This is a genomic window from Terrimonas ferruginea DSM 30193 (assembly GCF_000425585.1).
GTDB lineage: Bacteria > Bacteroidota > Bacteroidia > Chitinophagales > Chitinophagaceae > Terrimonas > Terrimonas ferruginea.
On sequence record NZ_AUDS01000014.1, the window covers coordinates 84839 to 101145 of the forward strand.

The window sequence follows — 16307 nt, forward strand, 5'->3', positions numbered from 1 at the left end:
AGCGGATGTGTACTACTGGGAAAAAGAAAAGTTTTTTTCAATTAATTCCATGAAGCACAAAAATGGCCAGTGCAGGCGGGCCATAAAATGTATCGATCTCCTGGCGGAGAATACGCAGCGCATCGGAAAGATGATTGCTGACGGTTTGCGGCCGTATACCCAACTGACCGGCAATCTGGGCGTGTGACAAGCCTTTTTCCCGGCTCAATAAAAAAACCTTGCGCTGGCTGGGTGTAAGATGATGAATACGCTGACGGATAAATTCGTGCACAGAACGAAGCGTGAGTGTTTCGGCAGGTTCTTCGTAATGAGCCGAAGTCTCGTCCCGGCTGAGTTCCGCCATGATCAGCACCTCTTTGGCGCGTCGTTGAAACTGACGGTGCGCCTTGTAGCGGACGGCCTGAAAAAGATAACTATTGAAATTTTCGACTACGGAAAGGCGCTCGCGGTTTTTCCAGATGTCGAGGAAAATATCATGCACGATATCTTCTGCCGCATCGGTCGAACGGGAAAGCCCCAATACAAAACTGATCAGCCGCGGACGATAATAAAAAAATAGCTTGCGAAAGGCGGCTTCATTACCTGCTGCCACCTCCCGGATAATTTCCGACTCCTGGTATTCGCTCCACTGTTGCACAGCTTAAAAGTAAGTAAAGACAAAAGCAGAAGCCGCAAATGAGGGCCGTCGAATATGTGCCGGAAATGGTTGTATGTAGGTAAAAAAGCGACGTTCGTTTTGCAGACATATTAATTGCCTGACATCATTTTTTTATCGCCGCGCCAGTAAACGTACTCATGTCGTTTGAGCCATTCCGTTGTGCCGGTAAATTGCACTTCTTTTTTACGCGTGAACATTCGCCTGTCGAAGCGATAAGTTAGGCGGATCAGCGCGGGTTTATTGTCATTGCCATCGGTGCCGTTATGTTCAGTGGCGAACTCTACTCCATTTCCGGCGATAGTGGAAACATAGGAGATTTTATGTCCGTCGAAAAAGTTGCTGGCCAGGTCGATGGCGATGGTGTCGGCAGCATTGGCGGCAGGTTCGCCGGGATAACGATTGCTAAAAATATACTTCCTGCCATTCTCCAGCAGGGTAACAAACAGATCGGCCTGCATGGTGTACGGTTGCCCCGAAGAATAATCGAGATACGTGAGGTTGCCTTTCCAGGTGCCGGGCAGGTACTTCAACTGATCTGCTGTCAATTTGGATTGAGCAGAGAGTTGAAAGGAAATAGTAAGGAGAAAAATGGAAAGCAACTGTTTCATGGTAATGGTGGGTTTAAAGAAAAAATCAATTCAAATATAAAATGATCCGGTAGAAAAAACAGGTTAAATGTTGGGTAAAACGTCATGGTTCAGGGGTATCGGCGACTGTATTTTGCCGTATGTCAGGCAGGGGAATAGTAATTGAGATAGACAAGATCATCAACAGTATAGAGCAGGTATCGACTGGTAAAATCTTTCAGACGGATGTGGAGCCGGTTGAATGGGAGGAAGTGAAGGCGATACATAAAAAGGACGGATGGAATTTTAACTGGAAGCGGGAATCTAAATTACCGGCGCGGCGACTGTATAAGCTGGTCATTAAAGGCCATTCGGAATTAGTAAATTCGCACTATGGAAACTTCAAAGTTTAGTGATAGAGAAAAACACCGTCTTCTTGAAGCAATCGACTTTATTGGCACACAGGAAATGAGTGAGAGGCAACGTGCACTACTAGACAAGAAAGTGGAGCGGGCACTCCGTGCTTATCGTGAAAAAAGCTCTTCGGGAGGCCGGAGTATCGGCCTCAGGGACCGGTAGCTTGCCGGAAAGTTGACTTTTAATTCTTAGCGACTTTGCCCCTTATGCGTCTTTGCGTGAAAAATCCCTTCGGGAGGCCGAAGTATCGGCCTCAGCAACCGGTGGCTTGCCGGAAAGTTGACTTTTTGAATTTTGAATTTGACTTCCTAAAGTTCCTTCCGTAAAAACTGCTCGATAAGCACCGGTGTCAATTTTTCCGGTGAACCGTACCATACAATCCTATTATCGTCATCGATCAACACCGTACGCGGAATAGGCATTAATCCGTCCATTTCAACCAGCAACCTGCGCTGTATCCCTCTCGTGGTATCGCTCACTACAATCGTTTCAAATTTATTTTTCTTAAACGCTTCCGCGGCTTTAGCGGGGCGCTCGTTTGTAACCGATAAAAACACAACATTCCGCCCTTCAAATTTTTTCTTCATTTTATTAAGATGAGGTACCGCCTTTAAACAGGGCCTGCACCAGGTAGCCCAGAACTCCAGCACTTTGAACTTATTATTAAAATTTTTATCCGAAGGCTCGTTAAGCAGATAATCAGTAAATTGAATACTGTCAGTAATAGTATTTAGCAATTTGGCCTGTGGCGCAAATAAATCTTTCTGCGCAGCAGCGCTCACAGCAACCAGGACCAATAAAAGAAAGAAGACTTTTTTCATAATTGGAAAATACAAAATAGTTACAATATAGAGCCTATCTATCAAAGCATAGAATCAATCAATTTTAATTATCCGCTTATTGTCATACTTTTATCACGCAGGCATATATCACTTTTATCATAAACTTTTACAATGGGACAAGAATCCAACGACATCAGCAAATGCCCCTTTCACAACGGCACATTGAAACACAGCACCGGCGGTGGCGGCACCCGCAACCGCGACTGGTGGCCCAACCAATTAAAGGTTAATATCCTTCGACAGTACTCCGATAAATCGAATCCGATGGACAAAGGGTTCGATTATACAGCGGCATTCAACAGCCTCGATCTCGAAGCCGTGAAGAAAGATCTTCACGCCCTCATGACCGATTCACAAGACTGGTGGCCCGCAGATTTCGGACACTATGGCCCGCTCTTTATACGCATGGCATGGCATAGCGCGGGTACTTACCGCGTACATGACGGCCGCGGTGGTGCCGGTCAGGGACAACAACGTTTCGCCCCGCTGAACAGCTGGCCCGATAATGTTAGTCTCGATAAAGCCCGCAGATTACTCTGGCCCATCAAACAGAAATACGGTAATAAAATCTCCTGGGCTGATCTGATGATCCTCACCGGCAACGTTGCGCTCGAATCCATGGGCTTCAAAACCTTCGGTTTCGCAGGCGGCCGCGAAGATGTATGGGAACCCGCAGAAGATGTTTATTGGGGCGCGGAAAATACCTGGCTGGGCGGCGACCTCCGCTACACACACGGCTCCGAAGGTGTACCCAAAGAACATGGCGTCGTTTCTTCCGACGATAATGCCGATGGAAAAGTCCATTCCCGCAACCTGGAAAAACCTTTGGCGGCCGTACAAATGGGCCTTATCTACGTTAACCCCGAAGGCCCCGATGGCAACCCCGATCCTATCGCCGCAGCAAAAGATATCCGCGACACTTTCGGTCGCATGGCCATGAATGACGAAGAAACCGTGGCACTCATCGCCGGCGGACACAGCTTCGGCAAAACACACGGCGCCGCACCTTCTTCCCATGTGGGCAAAGAACCCGAAGCCGCCGATCTTGAATTGCAGGGCTTTGGCTGGAAAAATAGTTACGGCTCCGGCAAAGGCGCCGATACCATCACCAGCGGTCTGGAAGTTACCTGGACTAAAACGCCTACCCAATGGAGCAACAATTTCTTCGAAAACCTTTTCGCCTTTGACTGGGAATTGACAAAAAGTCCCGGAGGCGCCCATCAATGGGTAGCTAAAAACGCCGACAGCATTATCCCCGATGCATATGATGAAGGCAAAAAACATTTGCCGACCATGCTCACAACGGATCTCTCCCTGCGTTTCGATCCGGCTTATGAAAAAATCTCGCGGCATTTCCTCGAAAACCCGGATGCTTTTGCCGACGCATTTGCACGCGCATGGTTCAAGCTCACTCACCGCGACATGGGACCACGTGCCCGCTACCTCGGTGCCGACGTACCTGAAGAAGTACTGCTGTGGCAGGACCCGATCCCTGCAGTTGATCATGAACTGATCGGCGACAACGATATCAATTCACTGAAAGAAAAAATACTCGCTTCAGGTCTGAGCGTGTCCGAACTCGTTGGTACTGCCTGGGCTTCGGCTTCCACATTCCGTGGTTCCGACAAACGTGGCGGCGCCAATGGTGCACGCATCCGTCTTGCACCGCAGAAATACTGGCAGGTCAATAATCCTTCACAATTGCAGAAAGTACTGGGCATACTGGAAGGAATTCAGAAGGACTTCAATAGCACCGGTAAAAAAGTTTCTTTCGCCGATCTCATCATACTCGCCGGAAATGCCGGTATTGAAAAAGCTGCCAAAGATGCAGGACATAATGTGAGCGTTCCTTTTACTGCTGGCCGCATGGACGCTTCACAAGAACAGACAGACGTTGAATCATTCGGTTATCTTGAACCACTGGCCGATGGATTCCGTAATTACCGCGCCGGAAAAATGTCTATCGCAACAGAAGAATTACTGATAGATAAAGCACAACTGCTCACACTCACCGCTCCCGAACTCACCGTATTGCTCGGCGGACTGCGCGTATTGAACATCAACTACGATGGTTCTAAACATGGTGTGTTCACGGCTACTCCCGGTAAACTCACCAATGATTTCTTTGTAAACCTGCTCGACATGAAAACCGCCTGGAAAGCAACTTCGCAGGACAGAGAACTTTATGAAGGCAGTGACCGCCATACCGGCGAAGTAAAATGGACTGCGACACGTGCCGACCTGGTATTTGGTTCCAACGCAGAACTCAGGGCAATCGCCGAAGTATATGCAAGCGCCGATAGCAAAGACAAGTTCCTGAAAGACTTCGTGGCAACCTGGACCAAGATTACCAATCTTGATCGCTTCGATCTGGCTTAATGAAGACTAAGGATAAAGAAAGCCTCCGGAAACGGGGGCTTTCTGTTTTCTTAAAAATGGCCGTTTGAACAAATCAAATAAGGACGTTTTAACAAAGCCGCCCTTTTGTATGCAGGCTACTTTTGTTTCAACAAAACAATCATACAAATGGAACAAACAAACTACAACGGCGCTTTGCAACATCCCCTGCAAACATCGACCATCAGTACAACGATAGGTTGACAGCGCGCGCGAGTTAGGGACGCTGAGCGAGCAAGTAACCGGCGTAAAATTTGACATCAATTGATAATTATATCTTTGCACCAACAGGCATATGGAGTTTCAGACTAAATATATCACCCCGGATATCAAGCTATCGTGTTACAGCGATGGACTCTTCAAAACGGAAGTTGTGTTTGAACATCATATGCTTGTGTGGTTTATTTCCGGGGAAACAAAAATCATACAGGCAGACTGCACCGATGTGTTTAAACCGGGGGATATCTTCCTGATCCCGCGCAATCAACTTGCGACCATCATCAATTATCCGAAAGACGGCAAACCTCACCAATCGGTGGTCATGCACCTGACGGCAGACAGGCTGCGTGATTTTTATGCAGGACAGGATACAAACCCGAAAGCTCTTGTTGTAAAAAAAATACGCCGTTTCAATGAGCATCCGTTATTAAAGAGCTGCCTCTCGTCGCTGGTTCCTTATTTTGACATGCAGGAAGAATTTCCGGAAACCATTGCGCAACTGAAGATCACGGAAGCCATCACTATCCTCCGGACAATTGACAAAACAATCGACAATGTACTGGCCGATTTTGAAGAGCCGGGAAAGATCGACCTGGTCAGTTTCATGGAAAAGAATTTCATGTTCAATATGCCGCTGGAAAAGTTTTGTTACCTCACGGGAAGAAGCCTCACCACCTTCAAAAGAGATTTCAGCAAAGCCTTTCAAACCACGCCACAGCGTTGGCTGACGCTGAAACGGCTGGAACTTGCACACTATGAACTGACGAAGAAAAAAAGAAAGCCGGTCGACGTATATATCGAAACCGGCTTTGAAAATCTATCGCATTTTTCCTATGCGTTCAAAAAACATTTCGGCTATCCGCCTACCGCTCTCCGGCAATAAACGCCATTACATCTCTAATTTCTTCGCCACTTTTCCAATCGTCAGCCCCTGTACCAGGATGGAGAAAACCACTACGATATAGGTAATGGCCAGGATAAAATTTTTGTAAGGTCCGGGGTCTACCGACAAAGCCAACGCAATCGACACGCCGCCGCGCAGTCCGCCCCAAACCAATAACTTAACCGTAGCCGTACTGAATTTATTTTTGAAAGGAATGACCTTGGTGGGTATCCAGATAGAAAAAAAACGGGCGATCAATACGACCATAATACCAATCAGTCCCACGAGCCAGTAATCGGTTAGGTTTTCGATCAGCAACAGTTCAAAGCCGATGAACAGGAAGAGGATAGCGTTGAGAATTTCGTCGAGCAGCTCCCAGAACTTTTCGAGATAATCTTTTGTGGTATCCGACATCGCTGTCTTTTTACCATAATTACCAATGACCAATCCCGCGGCTACCATCATTAACGGACCGGAAATATGAATGGCCCTTGCCAATAAATAACCACCCATTACTGCGGCCAGCGTCAGCAATACGGCGATCTTGTAATCGTCGATCCGTTGCATGGCTTTTGACACGAGCCATCCGATGAGCAGACCACCGGCCAGTCCACCTACGGCTTCCTTGATCAGCAACCAGGAAATGCTACCCGCTGTAATTTCCACTTCGCTGTTTTGTGCCACCTGCAACAAGATCGTAAAGACCACCACCGCTACCCCATCGTTGAACAATGACTCGCCCGCCACTTTTGTCTCCAGGCTGCGCGACACGTTGGTTGTTTTGAGAATACCCAATACGGCAACAGGATCGGTTGGAGAGATCAATGCGCCAAACAACAAACAATAAATAAAAGGAACCTCGCGGTACACCAGCGGAAAGAGGAAATAAAGTATCGAGCCGACGAGCACGGTCGATAACACTACACTCAACGTGGAAAAAACCATGATGGGCGTGCGTTGTTCGCGCAGATCGGAAAGGTGAATATGAATGGCTCCGGCAAAAAGCAGGAAATTGAGCATTGCCCCCATCAACACTTCTGTAAAGTCGATGCCTTCCAGCAAACGGGAAAAGTGAAGAAAGGTTTTTGGAAAAAAACTACCGGTTACCACCAATATGATTGAAGCCAGCATGGCGATGACCATGATGCCGATGGTGGAAGGAAGTTTTAAAAAGCGGCCATTTATATAAGAAAAAACAGCGGCCAATACGATTAATACAGAGAAGGAGTAATACAGTTCCATTCGTAAAATTTAGATGATGTAATTGATCCGGAGGATCAGATGCTGTAATACACCCGTCAGTAAGAAGACGAGATAAGAAGGCGCGAAAGTAACGAATTTGAGGCAAATGTCGATCGTGAATCGTCAATCGTGAATCGTGAATAAATAGTACTCCTCAACCCCTTGGTTCGTGTATACACGAACCAAGGGATTGACTGATAACGTTCAGCAGCTGTTGCCTAAAACCTACAACCCTATACCTATAACCTTTACCTTATACCTTATACCTTACACCTTACACCTTACACCTTACACCTTATACCTTACACCTTACGCCTTCTCTCCGCTAAAACGGCTACAACAAAGCACGTTTTGGATACATCCGCTGACATTAGCAGACGCACCTTTGTATCACAAAAGTTTAGAAAAATGAAAGTCATTGTCACCGGTTCCCTGGGCCATATCAGTAAACCACTTACGCAATCGCTGCTCGGCAACGGCCATTCCGTAACCGTGATCACCAGTAACCCGGAAAAGCAACAGGCCATCGAAGAATCCGGCGCGGTGGCGGCAGTTGGCTCTGTGGAAGACGTTCCTTTCCTCGTAAAAACCTTAGACCAGGCCGATGCGATCTATTGCATGACACCGCCTAATTTCTCCGCACCCGACCAATTGGCGTATTATGAACTGATTGCCCGCAACTATGCGGAAGCTATTCGCCAATCGGGCATCAGGAGAGCCATTCACCTCAGCAGTTACGGTGCACACCTGCCTGCCGGTACGGGTTTCATCACAGGTTCGCACAGGGCGGAAAATATTTTCAACAACATTCACGGTATCAACGTAACGCATATCCGCCCCGGCTATTTTTATTACAACCTGCTGGGGTTCATTCCCATGATCAAAGCCGTTGGGTTTATGGGTAACGTTTATGGTGGCGACGACAAACTGGCCATGGTATCTCCGTTGGATATTGCCGATACAGTGGCGCAGGAAATCGTTCACCCCTACAGCAACTCCAGGTTCCGTTATGTAGTGAGCGATGACCGTACCTGCAGGGAAATAGCCGCCATTCTTGGAAAAGCCATAGGGAAACCCGAGCTCCAATGGCTGGTATTACCGGCCGACCAGGTTAAACAATCATTACAGGCAGCGGGTATTCCCAACAATGCGGCGGAAAATCTGTTAGAATTAGGTCAGGCTGTCCATAGTGGCATACTTCGTGAGGACTATGAAAAGCAGGTACCGGCCTTTGGAAAAATAAAACTGGAAGACTTCGCTAATGAATTTGCCTCTATTTATAAGCATACGATCAAACAATCATAATCATGGAAACAAAAAGTAAAATTGCCCTGGTCACCGGTGGCAGCCGCGGATTGGGAAAAAACATGGCCATCGCTATCGCAAAAAAAGGCCTTGATGTAGTCATTACCTACAACTCCAATAAAGAGGCAGCAGACCAGGTGGTCGCCGAAATCCGGTCGCTGGGCCGTAAAGCACTGGCGTTGCAACTCGACACCAGCAACAGTAAAAATTTCGAAGCATTCGCTACACAACTAAGCACGCAACTGACTGATGCAACCGGCAGCGCACATATCGACTACCTGGTCAACAATGCCGGCACGGCCCTTTATTCACTTGCAACAGATACAACTGAAGAACAGATGGATGCCATTTACAACATTCATTACAAAGGCGTATTTTTCCTTACACAAAAATTGTTGCCCTTCCTGAATAATGGTGGCGGTATCGTAAACATTTCCTCTGGTCTTACACGCATTGCGATGCCGGGTTCTTCCGTGTATGGTTCACTGAAGGCAGCGATTGAAACCCTTACACGTTACCTGGCCAAAGAATTGGGTGAAAGAAAGATCCGCGTCAACGTGATCGCGCCGGGTGCCATCGAAACGGACTTCGGTGGCGGTCGCGTAAGAGACAACAAGGAAATAAATGAACAGATTGCCGGTTATACTGCGCTGGGTCGCGTTGGACTTCCGGATGACATCGGTGGCGTGGTCGCATTTCTTTGCACCGATGATGCCTATTGGATCAATGCACAGCGGATAGAAGTGTCGGGCGGACAGGCAATTTAATTTAAAAGGGTCAATCGTGAATAGCGATTGGCTGGCTGAGGCTCCCGAAGCCGTCAATCGTCAATCGTGAGTCGTCAATAAATAGTCCGGTTGTTTACGTAAAACTCATAACACCCTTGGTTCGTGTATACACGAACCAAGGGTGTTAGATGAATGTTATTCACTTATTACCGGCTTATAACTTATTACTTAAAACTTACAACTTCTTATGAAGCCATACCATATCCGCTCTATCAGTGAATTCCACAACGTATTCAACCTGCCAAAGCCGGAGCACCCGCTGATCAGCGTGGTGGACTACGCTGTGCTCATTGAAGCAAAAGCACACAGCGAGATCAATGCAACGATTGCCGACTACTATTCGATCTCGATGAAACGGGGGCTGAGTGAAAAGATGCGTTATGGTCAGCAGGATTATGACTTCGACGAAGGCATCATGTACTTTCTAGCGCCGGGGCAGTTGTTACAAACCAATCCGGCCCGCAATCCCGATTTAAAACCGTCCGGGTGGATATTGCTTATTCACCCGGATTTTCTCTGGAATACATCGCTGGCAAAACAAATCAGGCAATATGAATTTTTCGATTATTCGGTGAATGAAGCCTTATTCCTTTCGGAAAAAGAAGAGACTACAATCAACGGCATCATTCAGAATATCCGGCAGGAATATCATACCAACATTGATAAATTCAGTCAGCATATCATCATTTCCCAGATCGAAACGCTGCTGAATTATTCGGAGCGTTTTTATCAACGGCAGTTTATCACGCGCCAGATCACAAATCACAACCTGCTCAACCGGCTGGAAGAAGTACTGGACGCATATTTCGGAAATCAGGATCTACTCAGCAAAGGCCAGCCAACGGTTCAATACATTTCCGGACAACTGAACCTTTCCCCCGCCTATCTGCGCAGCATGCTAAAACTGCTTACCGGCAAGAATACACAGCAGCATATCCACGACAAATTAATTGAAAAGGCGAAAGAAAAACTCTCCACCACTGATTTATCTGTTAGTGAAATAGCCTACGAATTAGGCTTCGAACATTCGCAATCATTCAGCAAACTCTTCAAAACCAAAACGGATATGTCGCCTTCCGGATTCAGGCAGGCGTTTAATTGATGGCAGACAGCCGTTGTAAGTAAGAAGTATTAAGTTATAGACACTTGTTGTTTCTTTAAGCACTTCTGAAGATGCACAAACACCCGGGGTTGGTTCGTGAAGACAACACAACTGTTCGGAGCATTTATCCGCCAGAGTCGCTTTTAATTTGTAAACGCAATGGCGACGTGAGGTATAAGTTAGCGCCCTTGTTGGTTTCCCGACCAACAAGCAAGCGTCAGGTAGCTTTGATAGTTTAAGGTCAACTTCGTACATAACCTCAACGATGAGCAGGCCCGTTGGTCTGGAGACCAGCGGTGGCATGATGTCGGAACGACAGGTCTTAAAATCTTCCGAACAGTTATGGTTAAGACACAAACCACTAACAAATCCGAATCACTGAATATCCATCACTATATTCACTATTGACTATTGACCATTCACCATTCAGCATTGACACTTTTTAATTTTGACTTTTTACTTTTGAATTATACACGCTACTTTCGCTATGAAATCACCAACCATGCGCAAACTCCTTTCACTCCATCTTCTTTTACTGATTACCGCTGGCCAGCTGTCAGCACAGCAGTCAGACCCGGAAAAAACAATCCTTCATAACGACAGTCTGTTCTGGGCGGCTTATAATACCTGCGACGTGGAAGGAATGTTAAAGTTCGTCAGCGATGACCTGGAATTCTATCACGACAAAGGTGGCCCCACCTATGGCAAAGAGGCTTTCGGCAAATCATTAGCCAATAACTTGTGCTCAAATAAAGATTTTCACTTGCGCAGGGAAGCCGTAGCCGGGACCGTACACATTTTCCCCCTGAAATCCAAAGACACGATCTACGGCGCGATCTTGTCCGGAAACCATGTATTCTATATCAACGAGACAGGCAAGAAGGAATTCAAAGATGGCCTGGCCAGATTCACGCATCTCTGGATAATCAGGGATGGGCAGTGGGTGATGAAACGGATATTGAGTTATGATCATGGTCCTGCCCCGTATACCAATACGCGTCAGGCTATTAAACCCGGTGCAGCGGCGCTAAAAAAATATGCGGGGAAATATGATGGCAAAGAGATTGGCATCATCACGGTTGTACCACAAGAGTCGACCTTGCTGTTGACAGCTGGAAAAAAACAATACATCCTCTACCCGGAAACAGCCACAAGTTTTTTTCTGAAAGAAAGAGACCTGGTTTTCGAGTTTGTACTGGACGCGAAAAAGAAAACAACTAAAATGGTGATAAAGGAAAACGGGAATGTGACGCAGGAAGCGGATAAACTACCTTAGTGTCGTTACATTCAAAAGAGCAGGCTTACCCAGAACACCCGCTTCAGCCACCGATTCATTTTGGCTTTTGAATTTTAACTCCTCACTTCTCCACCGCTGCTTTCAAATGAACGCCGGTATGTGAATCTGTCCGTTTGATCAGCTCTTCCGGTGTGCCTTCAAATAATACCATTCCGCCTTTGTGACCGCCTTCCGGCCCCATGTCGATGATCCAATCGGCGTTCTTGATTACGTCGAGGTTGTGTTCTATTACGATAACGGTGTTCCCTTTTTTCACCAATCCCTCCATTAACTCGATCAATCGTCCGACATCGGACAAATGCAGGCCCGTTGTCGGTTCGTCCATCACATAAATACTACCTTTTTTGTGCAATTCACTGGCGAGTTTGATACGCTGGCATTCGCCGCCGGACAGCGTGCTCAATGGCTGGCCGAGCGTCAGGTATTCCAGTCCCACCTCGATCATTGTATCCAGTTTTCTGCAGATATCTTTTGCCGTAAACACATTGCGCGCTTCGCGAACGGTCATTTCCAATACGTCCGAAATTGATTGGCCATTTAGTTGATAAGCCAATACCTCTTCCTTATAACGTTTGCCCTGGCATATTTCGCAGGGGGTTTTAACGCCTTCGATAAAAGCCAGATCCGTATAGATCACGCCGGTTCCCTGGCAGTTCTCGCAAGCACCTTTGGAATTGAATGAAAACAACGATGCATCCACTTTATTTTCAGCAGCAAAGGCTTTTCGGAGAAGATCCATCAGCCCCGTATAGGTTGCAGGATTCGAGCGCGTAGAGGCACCAACGGCTGACTGATCGATTACCACGGCCTGCGGATACGCACGTAAAAATTCCTGGTGAATGAGTGAACTTTTACCGGAACCCGCCACGCCGGTAATGACCGTCATAATACCTTCCGGAATATTTACGCTAACATCACGCAGGTTATTGGTTGTCGCATTTTTGATGGAAAATTGCCCACGCGCGGTACGCGGAGCAGACTTCAATGGCAATGAATGTTTGAGGAATTTCCCTGTAAGCGTATCACTTTTTAATAACCCGTCAAGGTTGCCCTCGTACATGATCTGTCCGCCTTTTGTACCGGCATGCGGTCCCACATCCACAATATGATCGGCGATATGGATCACGTCCGGATCGTGCTCTACTACTATGACCGTATTTCCTTTATCACGAAGTTTTTGCAATAAACCATTTAACCGGTATACATCCCTTAGGTGAAGGCCGACACTCGGTTCGTCGAATATATACAGCACATCGATCAGGCTGCTGCTCAGATGTTTCACCATTTTCACCCGCTGCGATTCGCCGCCGGAAAGGGTATCCGTTTCGCGATTGAGGCTGAGGTATTCCAATCCCATGTCTACCAGGTGCTGCAACCGTTCCGTTAGAGTGCGGACCATTGGTTCGGCAACGGGATCATCGATTTTCTTCAACACATCGATCAGTTCTCCTGCTTCCATCGCCGATAGCCCGGCTATGTTTTGTCCATTGATCTTGCAGGACAACGCCGCCTGATTCAATCGCGCGCCTTTGCAAAGCGGGCAAACCCCCTCCTGCAGAAAAGGCATGATCATTTTCTGTGTCCGCTCTGAAAGCGTTTTTACATCCCGGCGGATGTATGCCCGTTCAAACTTTTCAATGATACCCATGTAGGTGGCATTCATTGATCCCTCGCCCATTCGCAGTTTGAACTTACGCGGTTCGCTGTATAGCAGCAACTGCATTTCGTCATTGGTGAAGTCCGCTACTTTTTTATCCGGATCAAAAAAGCCGCTGTGGATGTACATATCTTTTTCCCAGGACACGAGGCCGGGAGCCGTTATCGCACCTTCGCGCAGTGACTTTGATTTATCCAGGAATTTCGACTGATCAAAGCCTAGTTTACGTCCGCGGCCATTGCATTCGGGGCACATGCCTTGCGGGTCATTGAACGAAAAAGCGTTGGCATAGCCAACAAAGGGTTTTCCAATCCGGGAGAACAGCACACGCATGACGGGAGAGATATCGGTGATCGTTCCCATGGTGGAATGCGATCCTCCGCCAAGCCTTTTCTGGTCCACTACCACTGCCATGCTTAATTTTTCAATGACGTCCGCATGAGGCTGGGGAAATTTGGGCAGCAGGTTGCGGATAAACATGCTGAAATTTTCGTAGAGTTGCCGTTGCGCTTCCGCAGCTATGGTGTCGAAGACAATGGACGACTTGCCGGAACCGGAAACACCGGTAAATATGATGAGCTGGCGTTTGGGCAAACGCAGATCGATATTTTTAAGATTGTTTTCACGTGCTCCACGTATCTCGATGTATTCTGACGTCATGAAGGGAAGGTTTTGCGGGGAAGCGAAACTACCGAAAAAAAATCGCGCAGCCTCTCCTGCATGGAATCAGTTTACCGGATAAGCATATTTCATGGACGGAATTGGAAGATCGGGTGATACGTGGCTGTTATTTGAGAAATAGCCTTTTATCAAACTCGAAAAATTCCGTGTTATTGATCTTTACTTTATGAAAAAGAGAATGCATTGGATTTATCAGATAATTAAAATCGCCCGGGACAACAACAGACGGTACTTTGGCAACTAAATATCCTCCGGACCGGACGAATGCGTCTCCGATTTCCTGTGTGGAAACGGGATGAGGAAACGCTTTCCAGTCACCTGGTAATGACGAAATATTAATCTCTAATATCTCTATGTCATCCGGAAGCTCAATTGTAACAAGCCAGTAATTGTCAGGTATTACACCCTGCGCTGAGTTAACTGCTATCTCGGTAGTGCACAACGCTCTCGACTGGCTTGTGTACACAACCGGAACACCTCTGCTATTCCATCGCCCACCAGTTTTCGCAGCTCCTTTACCAGAAAGATCCAGCTTGTACTTCTCCCTGCTTAAGCGGTAAACGATCATGCCAATATACCGTGTTCGATGCGTCCCAGCTCATCTTTTACCAATCCAATTCCAAAGCTGTTATCCAAAAGCTCCTTCGGTTTGATATTCCCTAAAGCAAGATTTTTTGACTCAAGCCAGGCGTTGAACTTATCGCGGTTAGCGAACACCTCGATACCGAGATTGTATAACATGGCTATCTGGAGAATTCTCTCCGAAAATGCAGGATTGAATCTTTTTTTCACCTTCCTGTGCCTTTGCATGGTTCTTTGTGACATGTTTAAAAATTTTGACCATTCGACTAATGTAAAAGGTGTGTGCTTCGCAAAATTCTGAAAGGTGGAGAACGTAAAGCCCTTCCGGATTTCAGTAATGAAATAAATCACTTTTTTATCATCAATCGAATCGTAAGAAAAATCGAAACTAATATCATTTGCTTTTGCCATGGAAGGATGTTCTATTGCAAATTTATACAACTCATCACAAAGTTGACGCACCTGATCACAGTTAATAGTAAACGTTTATTTCCCGGAAAACAACTTCTCCAGGTCGCTCGTGGCACCACCGTTATACACATGTCTTACCCCTCGTTCTTTTAATAATTTCTGCGCCTTCACACTGCGCAAACCATGTGAGCAAACGGTGATATACGTTTTGGATGTGTCCAGCTCCACATACCGTTCGCGCAGTTGCCCCAGCGGTATATTGACTGCGCCTTCGATATGTCCCGTTTCAAATTCCATTTGCGTACGTACGTCTAGCACCACGGCGCCTCGGGCAAGCAGTTTATCCAGTCCCTTGCTGAGCGTATTGATCCGGTAAATCCGGTAAGCTGTGTATAGCAACAGCAACACGCCGCCAATTATCAACAAACGTCTCATAATCTGCTCAGTATTTTTTTATCGATATAAAAAGTACCAAAGGGAATCAGGCAGGCTACCAACACTTTCCAGGTTGTTTCCCGGAAACGCCACTGCTGTTCAATAGCCACGCTCAGCGTATTGAGTACAAACAACAGGAACAAGGCACCATGTATGGGACCCAGCATCTTTGCCAGCCATGGCTCATCCATTAAATACTTCAACGGCACTGCCACAAATACCAGCACCAGTAAAGAAACGCCTTCCAGCCAGGCAATAAGCCGCAGCCTGCCGATGTTTGTTTTGAATAATAACGACATATCATCTGAAATAAGGTCGGTGAACGAATGGAGAAAACGGCCAGGGAATGGCGATAAAAATTATAAGCAGCGCAGCAGCATACCACAATAGCATCGTCCTGAATTTAGATTTGTCTGCCAATCTCCGTTTGGAAAGCGCAGAGCCCAATGTCAATACCACTATAGCTACAAACATCAGCAGGCTGTGTATCATTCCAAAGAATACAAGATCGAAACTATGTTGTGCCGTATCAAAATTCTTCAGGAAAAAACTTACCAGCGGACTCTGGAAATACAACACCAGACCTGCCATCAATTGCAGATGCCCGATGGTAGCCGTCCAATGCCGGACAGCATTGTCAACCGCTGTAAACATTTTCCCCCGGTAATATCCGCGGGCAGCTCTGCAGACAGCAATAACGAGACTCAACAACACCAACCACCGCAGGATTGAATGCAGAAAAATAAGTGTCTGGTACATATTCGCCAGTACGCTTAATGCGCAACACCGCAAAAATAAAACAAAAACATACTAACCGGTATGTTT

General features: G+C 46.8%; 17 protein-coding genes. 7 read left to right on the forward strand and 10 right to left on the reverse strand.

The window, feature by feature from the left end; translation table 11 throughout:
- Positions 1 to 37: 37 nt before the first annotated feature.
- On the reverse strand, positions 38 to 637 hold the full coding sequence (locus tag H608_RS0104740) for an RNA polymerase sigma-70 factor (RefSeq protein WP_028786670.1): 600 nt from the start codon (positions 635 to 637) through the stop codon (positions 38 to 40).
- A 110-nt stretch (positions 638 to 747) separates the two neighbouring features.
- Positions 748 to 1266, reverse strand: a complete 519-nt coding sequence (locus H608_RS0104745) for a hypothetical protein (RefSeq protein ID WP_028786671.1) — start codon at positions 1264 to 1266, stop codon at positions 748 to 750.
- A gap of 119 nt (positions 1267 to 1385) precedes the next feature.
- Here H608_RS0104745 and H608_RS21295 point away from each other — a divergent pair, with 119 nt between their 5' ends.
- Positions 1386 to 1637 carry a hypothetical protein gene (locus tag H608_RS21295; RefSeq protein ID WP_051268045.1) on the forward strand — a complete coding sequence of 84 codons (252 nt, stop codon included), beginning with the start codon at positions 1386 to 1388 and terminating at the stop codon, positions 1635 to 1637.
- 312 nt (positions 1638 to 1949) lie between these two features.
- On the opposite strand, the gene H608_RS0104755 is transcribed toward H608_RS21295, so the two are convergent.
- Positions 1950 to 2507 (reverse strand): TlpA family protein disulfide reductase, encoded by a 558-nt coding sequence (locus tag H608_RS0104755; RefSeq protein WP_155990055.1) that lies wholly within the window; start codon positions 2505 to 2507, stop codon positions 1950 to 1952.
- Positions 2508 to 2594: 87 nt separating this feature from the next.
- On the opposite strand from H608_RS0104755, the gene katG reads away from it, so the two are divergent.
- Both katG and H608_RS0104765 read left to right on the forward strand, forming a co-directional pair.
- Positions 2595 to 4862, forward strand: a complete 2268-nt coding sequence (gene katG / locus H608_RS0104760) for a catalase/peroxidase HPI (protein ID WP_028786673.1) — start codon at positions 2595 to 2597, stop codon at positions 4860 to 4862.
- A gap of 313 nt (positions 4863 to 5175) precedes the next feature.
- Complete coding sequence (locus tag H608_RS0104765; RefSeq protein WP_028786674.1) at positions 5176 to 5982, forward strand: helix-turn-helix domain-containing protein; 807 nt, start codon at positions 5176 to 5178, stop codon at positions 5980 to 5982.
- A 6-nt stretch (positions 5983 to 5988) separates the two neighbouring features.
- Here the strand turns inward: H608_RS0104765 and H608_RS0104770 are convergent, their stop codons facing one another.
- Positions 5989 to 7224 (reverse strand): cation:proton antiporter, encoded by a 1236-nt coding sequence (locus H608_RS0104770; RefSeq protein ID WP_028786675.1) that lies wholly within the window; start codon positions 7222 to 7224, stop codon positions 5989 to 5991.
- 408 nt (positions 7225 to 7632) lie between these two features.
- On the opposite strand from H608_RS0104770, the gene H608_RS0104775 reads away from it, so the two are divergent.
- From H608_RS0104775 to H608_RS0104790, 4 genes are all read left to right on the forward strand, one after another.
- Positions 7633 to 8529, forward strand: a complete 897-nt coding sequence (locus tag H608_RS0104775) for an NmrA family NAD(P)-binding protein (protein WP_028786676.1) — start codon at positions 7633 to 7635, stop codon at positions 8527 to 8529.
- A gap of 2 nt (positions 8530 to 8531) precedes the next feature.
- Entirely contained in the window at positions 8532 to 9296 is a 765-nt protein-coding gene (locus H608_RS0104780) for an SDR family NAD(P)-dependent oxidoreductase (protein WP_028786677.1), read from the forward strand.
- A gap of 208 nt (positions 9297 to 9504) precedes the next feature.
- Positions 9505 to 10419 carry a helix-turn-helix domain-containing protein gene (locus H608_RS0104785; RefSeq protein WP_028786678.1) on the forward strand — a complete coding sequence of 305 codons (915 nt, stop codon included), beginning with the start codon at positions 9505 to 9507 and terminating at the stop codon, positions 10417 to 10419.
- A 502-nt stretch (positions 10420 to 10921) separates the two neighbouring features.
- On the forward strand, positions 10922 to 11695 hold the full coding sequence (locus H608_RS0104790) for a nuclear transport factor 2 family protein (RefSeq protein WP_028786679.1): 774 nt from the start codon (positions 10922 to 10924) through the stop codon (positions 11693 to 11695).
- Between the two features lie 82 nt (positions 11696 to 11777).
- Here H608_RS0104790 and H608_RS0104795 read toward each other — a convergent pair whose 3' ends face one another.
- The 6 genes from H608_RS0104795 to H608_RS0104820 all read right to left on the reverse strand — a co-directional run bounded on the left by H608_RS0104795 (position 11778) and on the right by H608_RS0104820 (position 16241).
- Complete coding sequence (locus H608_RS0104795) at positions 11778 to 14033, reverse strand: ATP-binding cassette domain-containing protein (protein WP_028786680.1); 2256 nt, start codon at positions 14031 to 14033, stop codon at positions 11778 to 11780.
- A gap of 127 nt (positions 14034 to 14160) precedes the next feature.
- Positions 14161 to 14622 carry an RES family NAD+ phosphorylase gene (locus H608_RS0104800; protein ID WP_028786681.1) on the reverse strand — a complete coding sequence of 154 codons (462 nt, stop codon included), beginning with the start codon at positions 14620 to 14622 and terminating at the stop codon, positions 14161 to 14163.
- On the reverse strand, positions 14619 to 15047 hold the full coding sequence (gene parS, locus H608_RS0104805) for a type II RES/Xre toxin-antitoxin system antitoxin (RefSeq protein ID WP_028786682.1): 429 nt from the start codon (positions 15045 to 15047) through the stop codon (positions 14619 to 14621). The genes H608_RS0104800 and parS overlap by 4 nt, the downstream gene beginning before the upstream one ends.
- A gap of 75 nt (positions 15048 to 15122) precedes the next feature.
- Positions 15123 to 15482 carry a rhodanese-like domain-containing protein gene (locus H608_RS0104810; RefSeq protein ID WP_028786683.1) on the reverse strand — a complete coding sequence of 120 codons (360 nt, stop codon included), beginning with the start codon at positions 15480 to 15482 and terminating at the stop codon, positions 15123 to 15125.
- Complete coding sequence (locus H608_RS0104815) at positions 15479 to 15781, reverse strand: DUF3817 domain-containing protein (RefSeq protein WP_028786684.1); 303 nt, start codon at positions 15779 to 15781, stop codon at positions 15479 to 15481. The genes H608_RS0104810 and H608_RS0104815 overlap by 4 nt, the downstream gene beginning before the upstream one ends.
- Position 15782: 1 nt before the next feature.
- Positions 15783 to 16241 (reverse strand): hypothetical protein, encoded by a 459-nt coding sequence (locus tag H608_RS0104820; RefSeq protein WP_028786685.1) that lies wholly within the window; start codon positions 16239 to 16241, stop codon positions 15783 to 15785.
- Between the last annotated feature and the right edge of the window lie 66 nt (positions 16242 to 16307).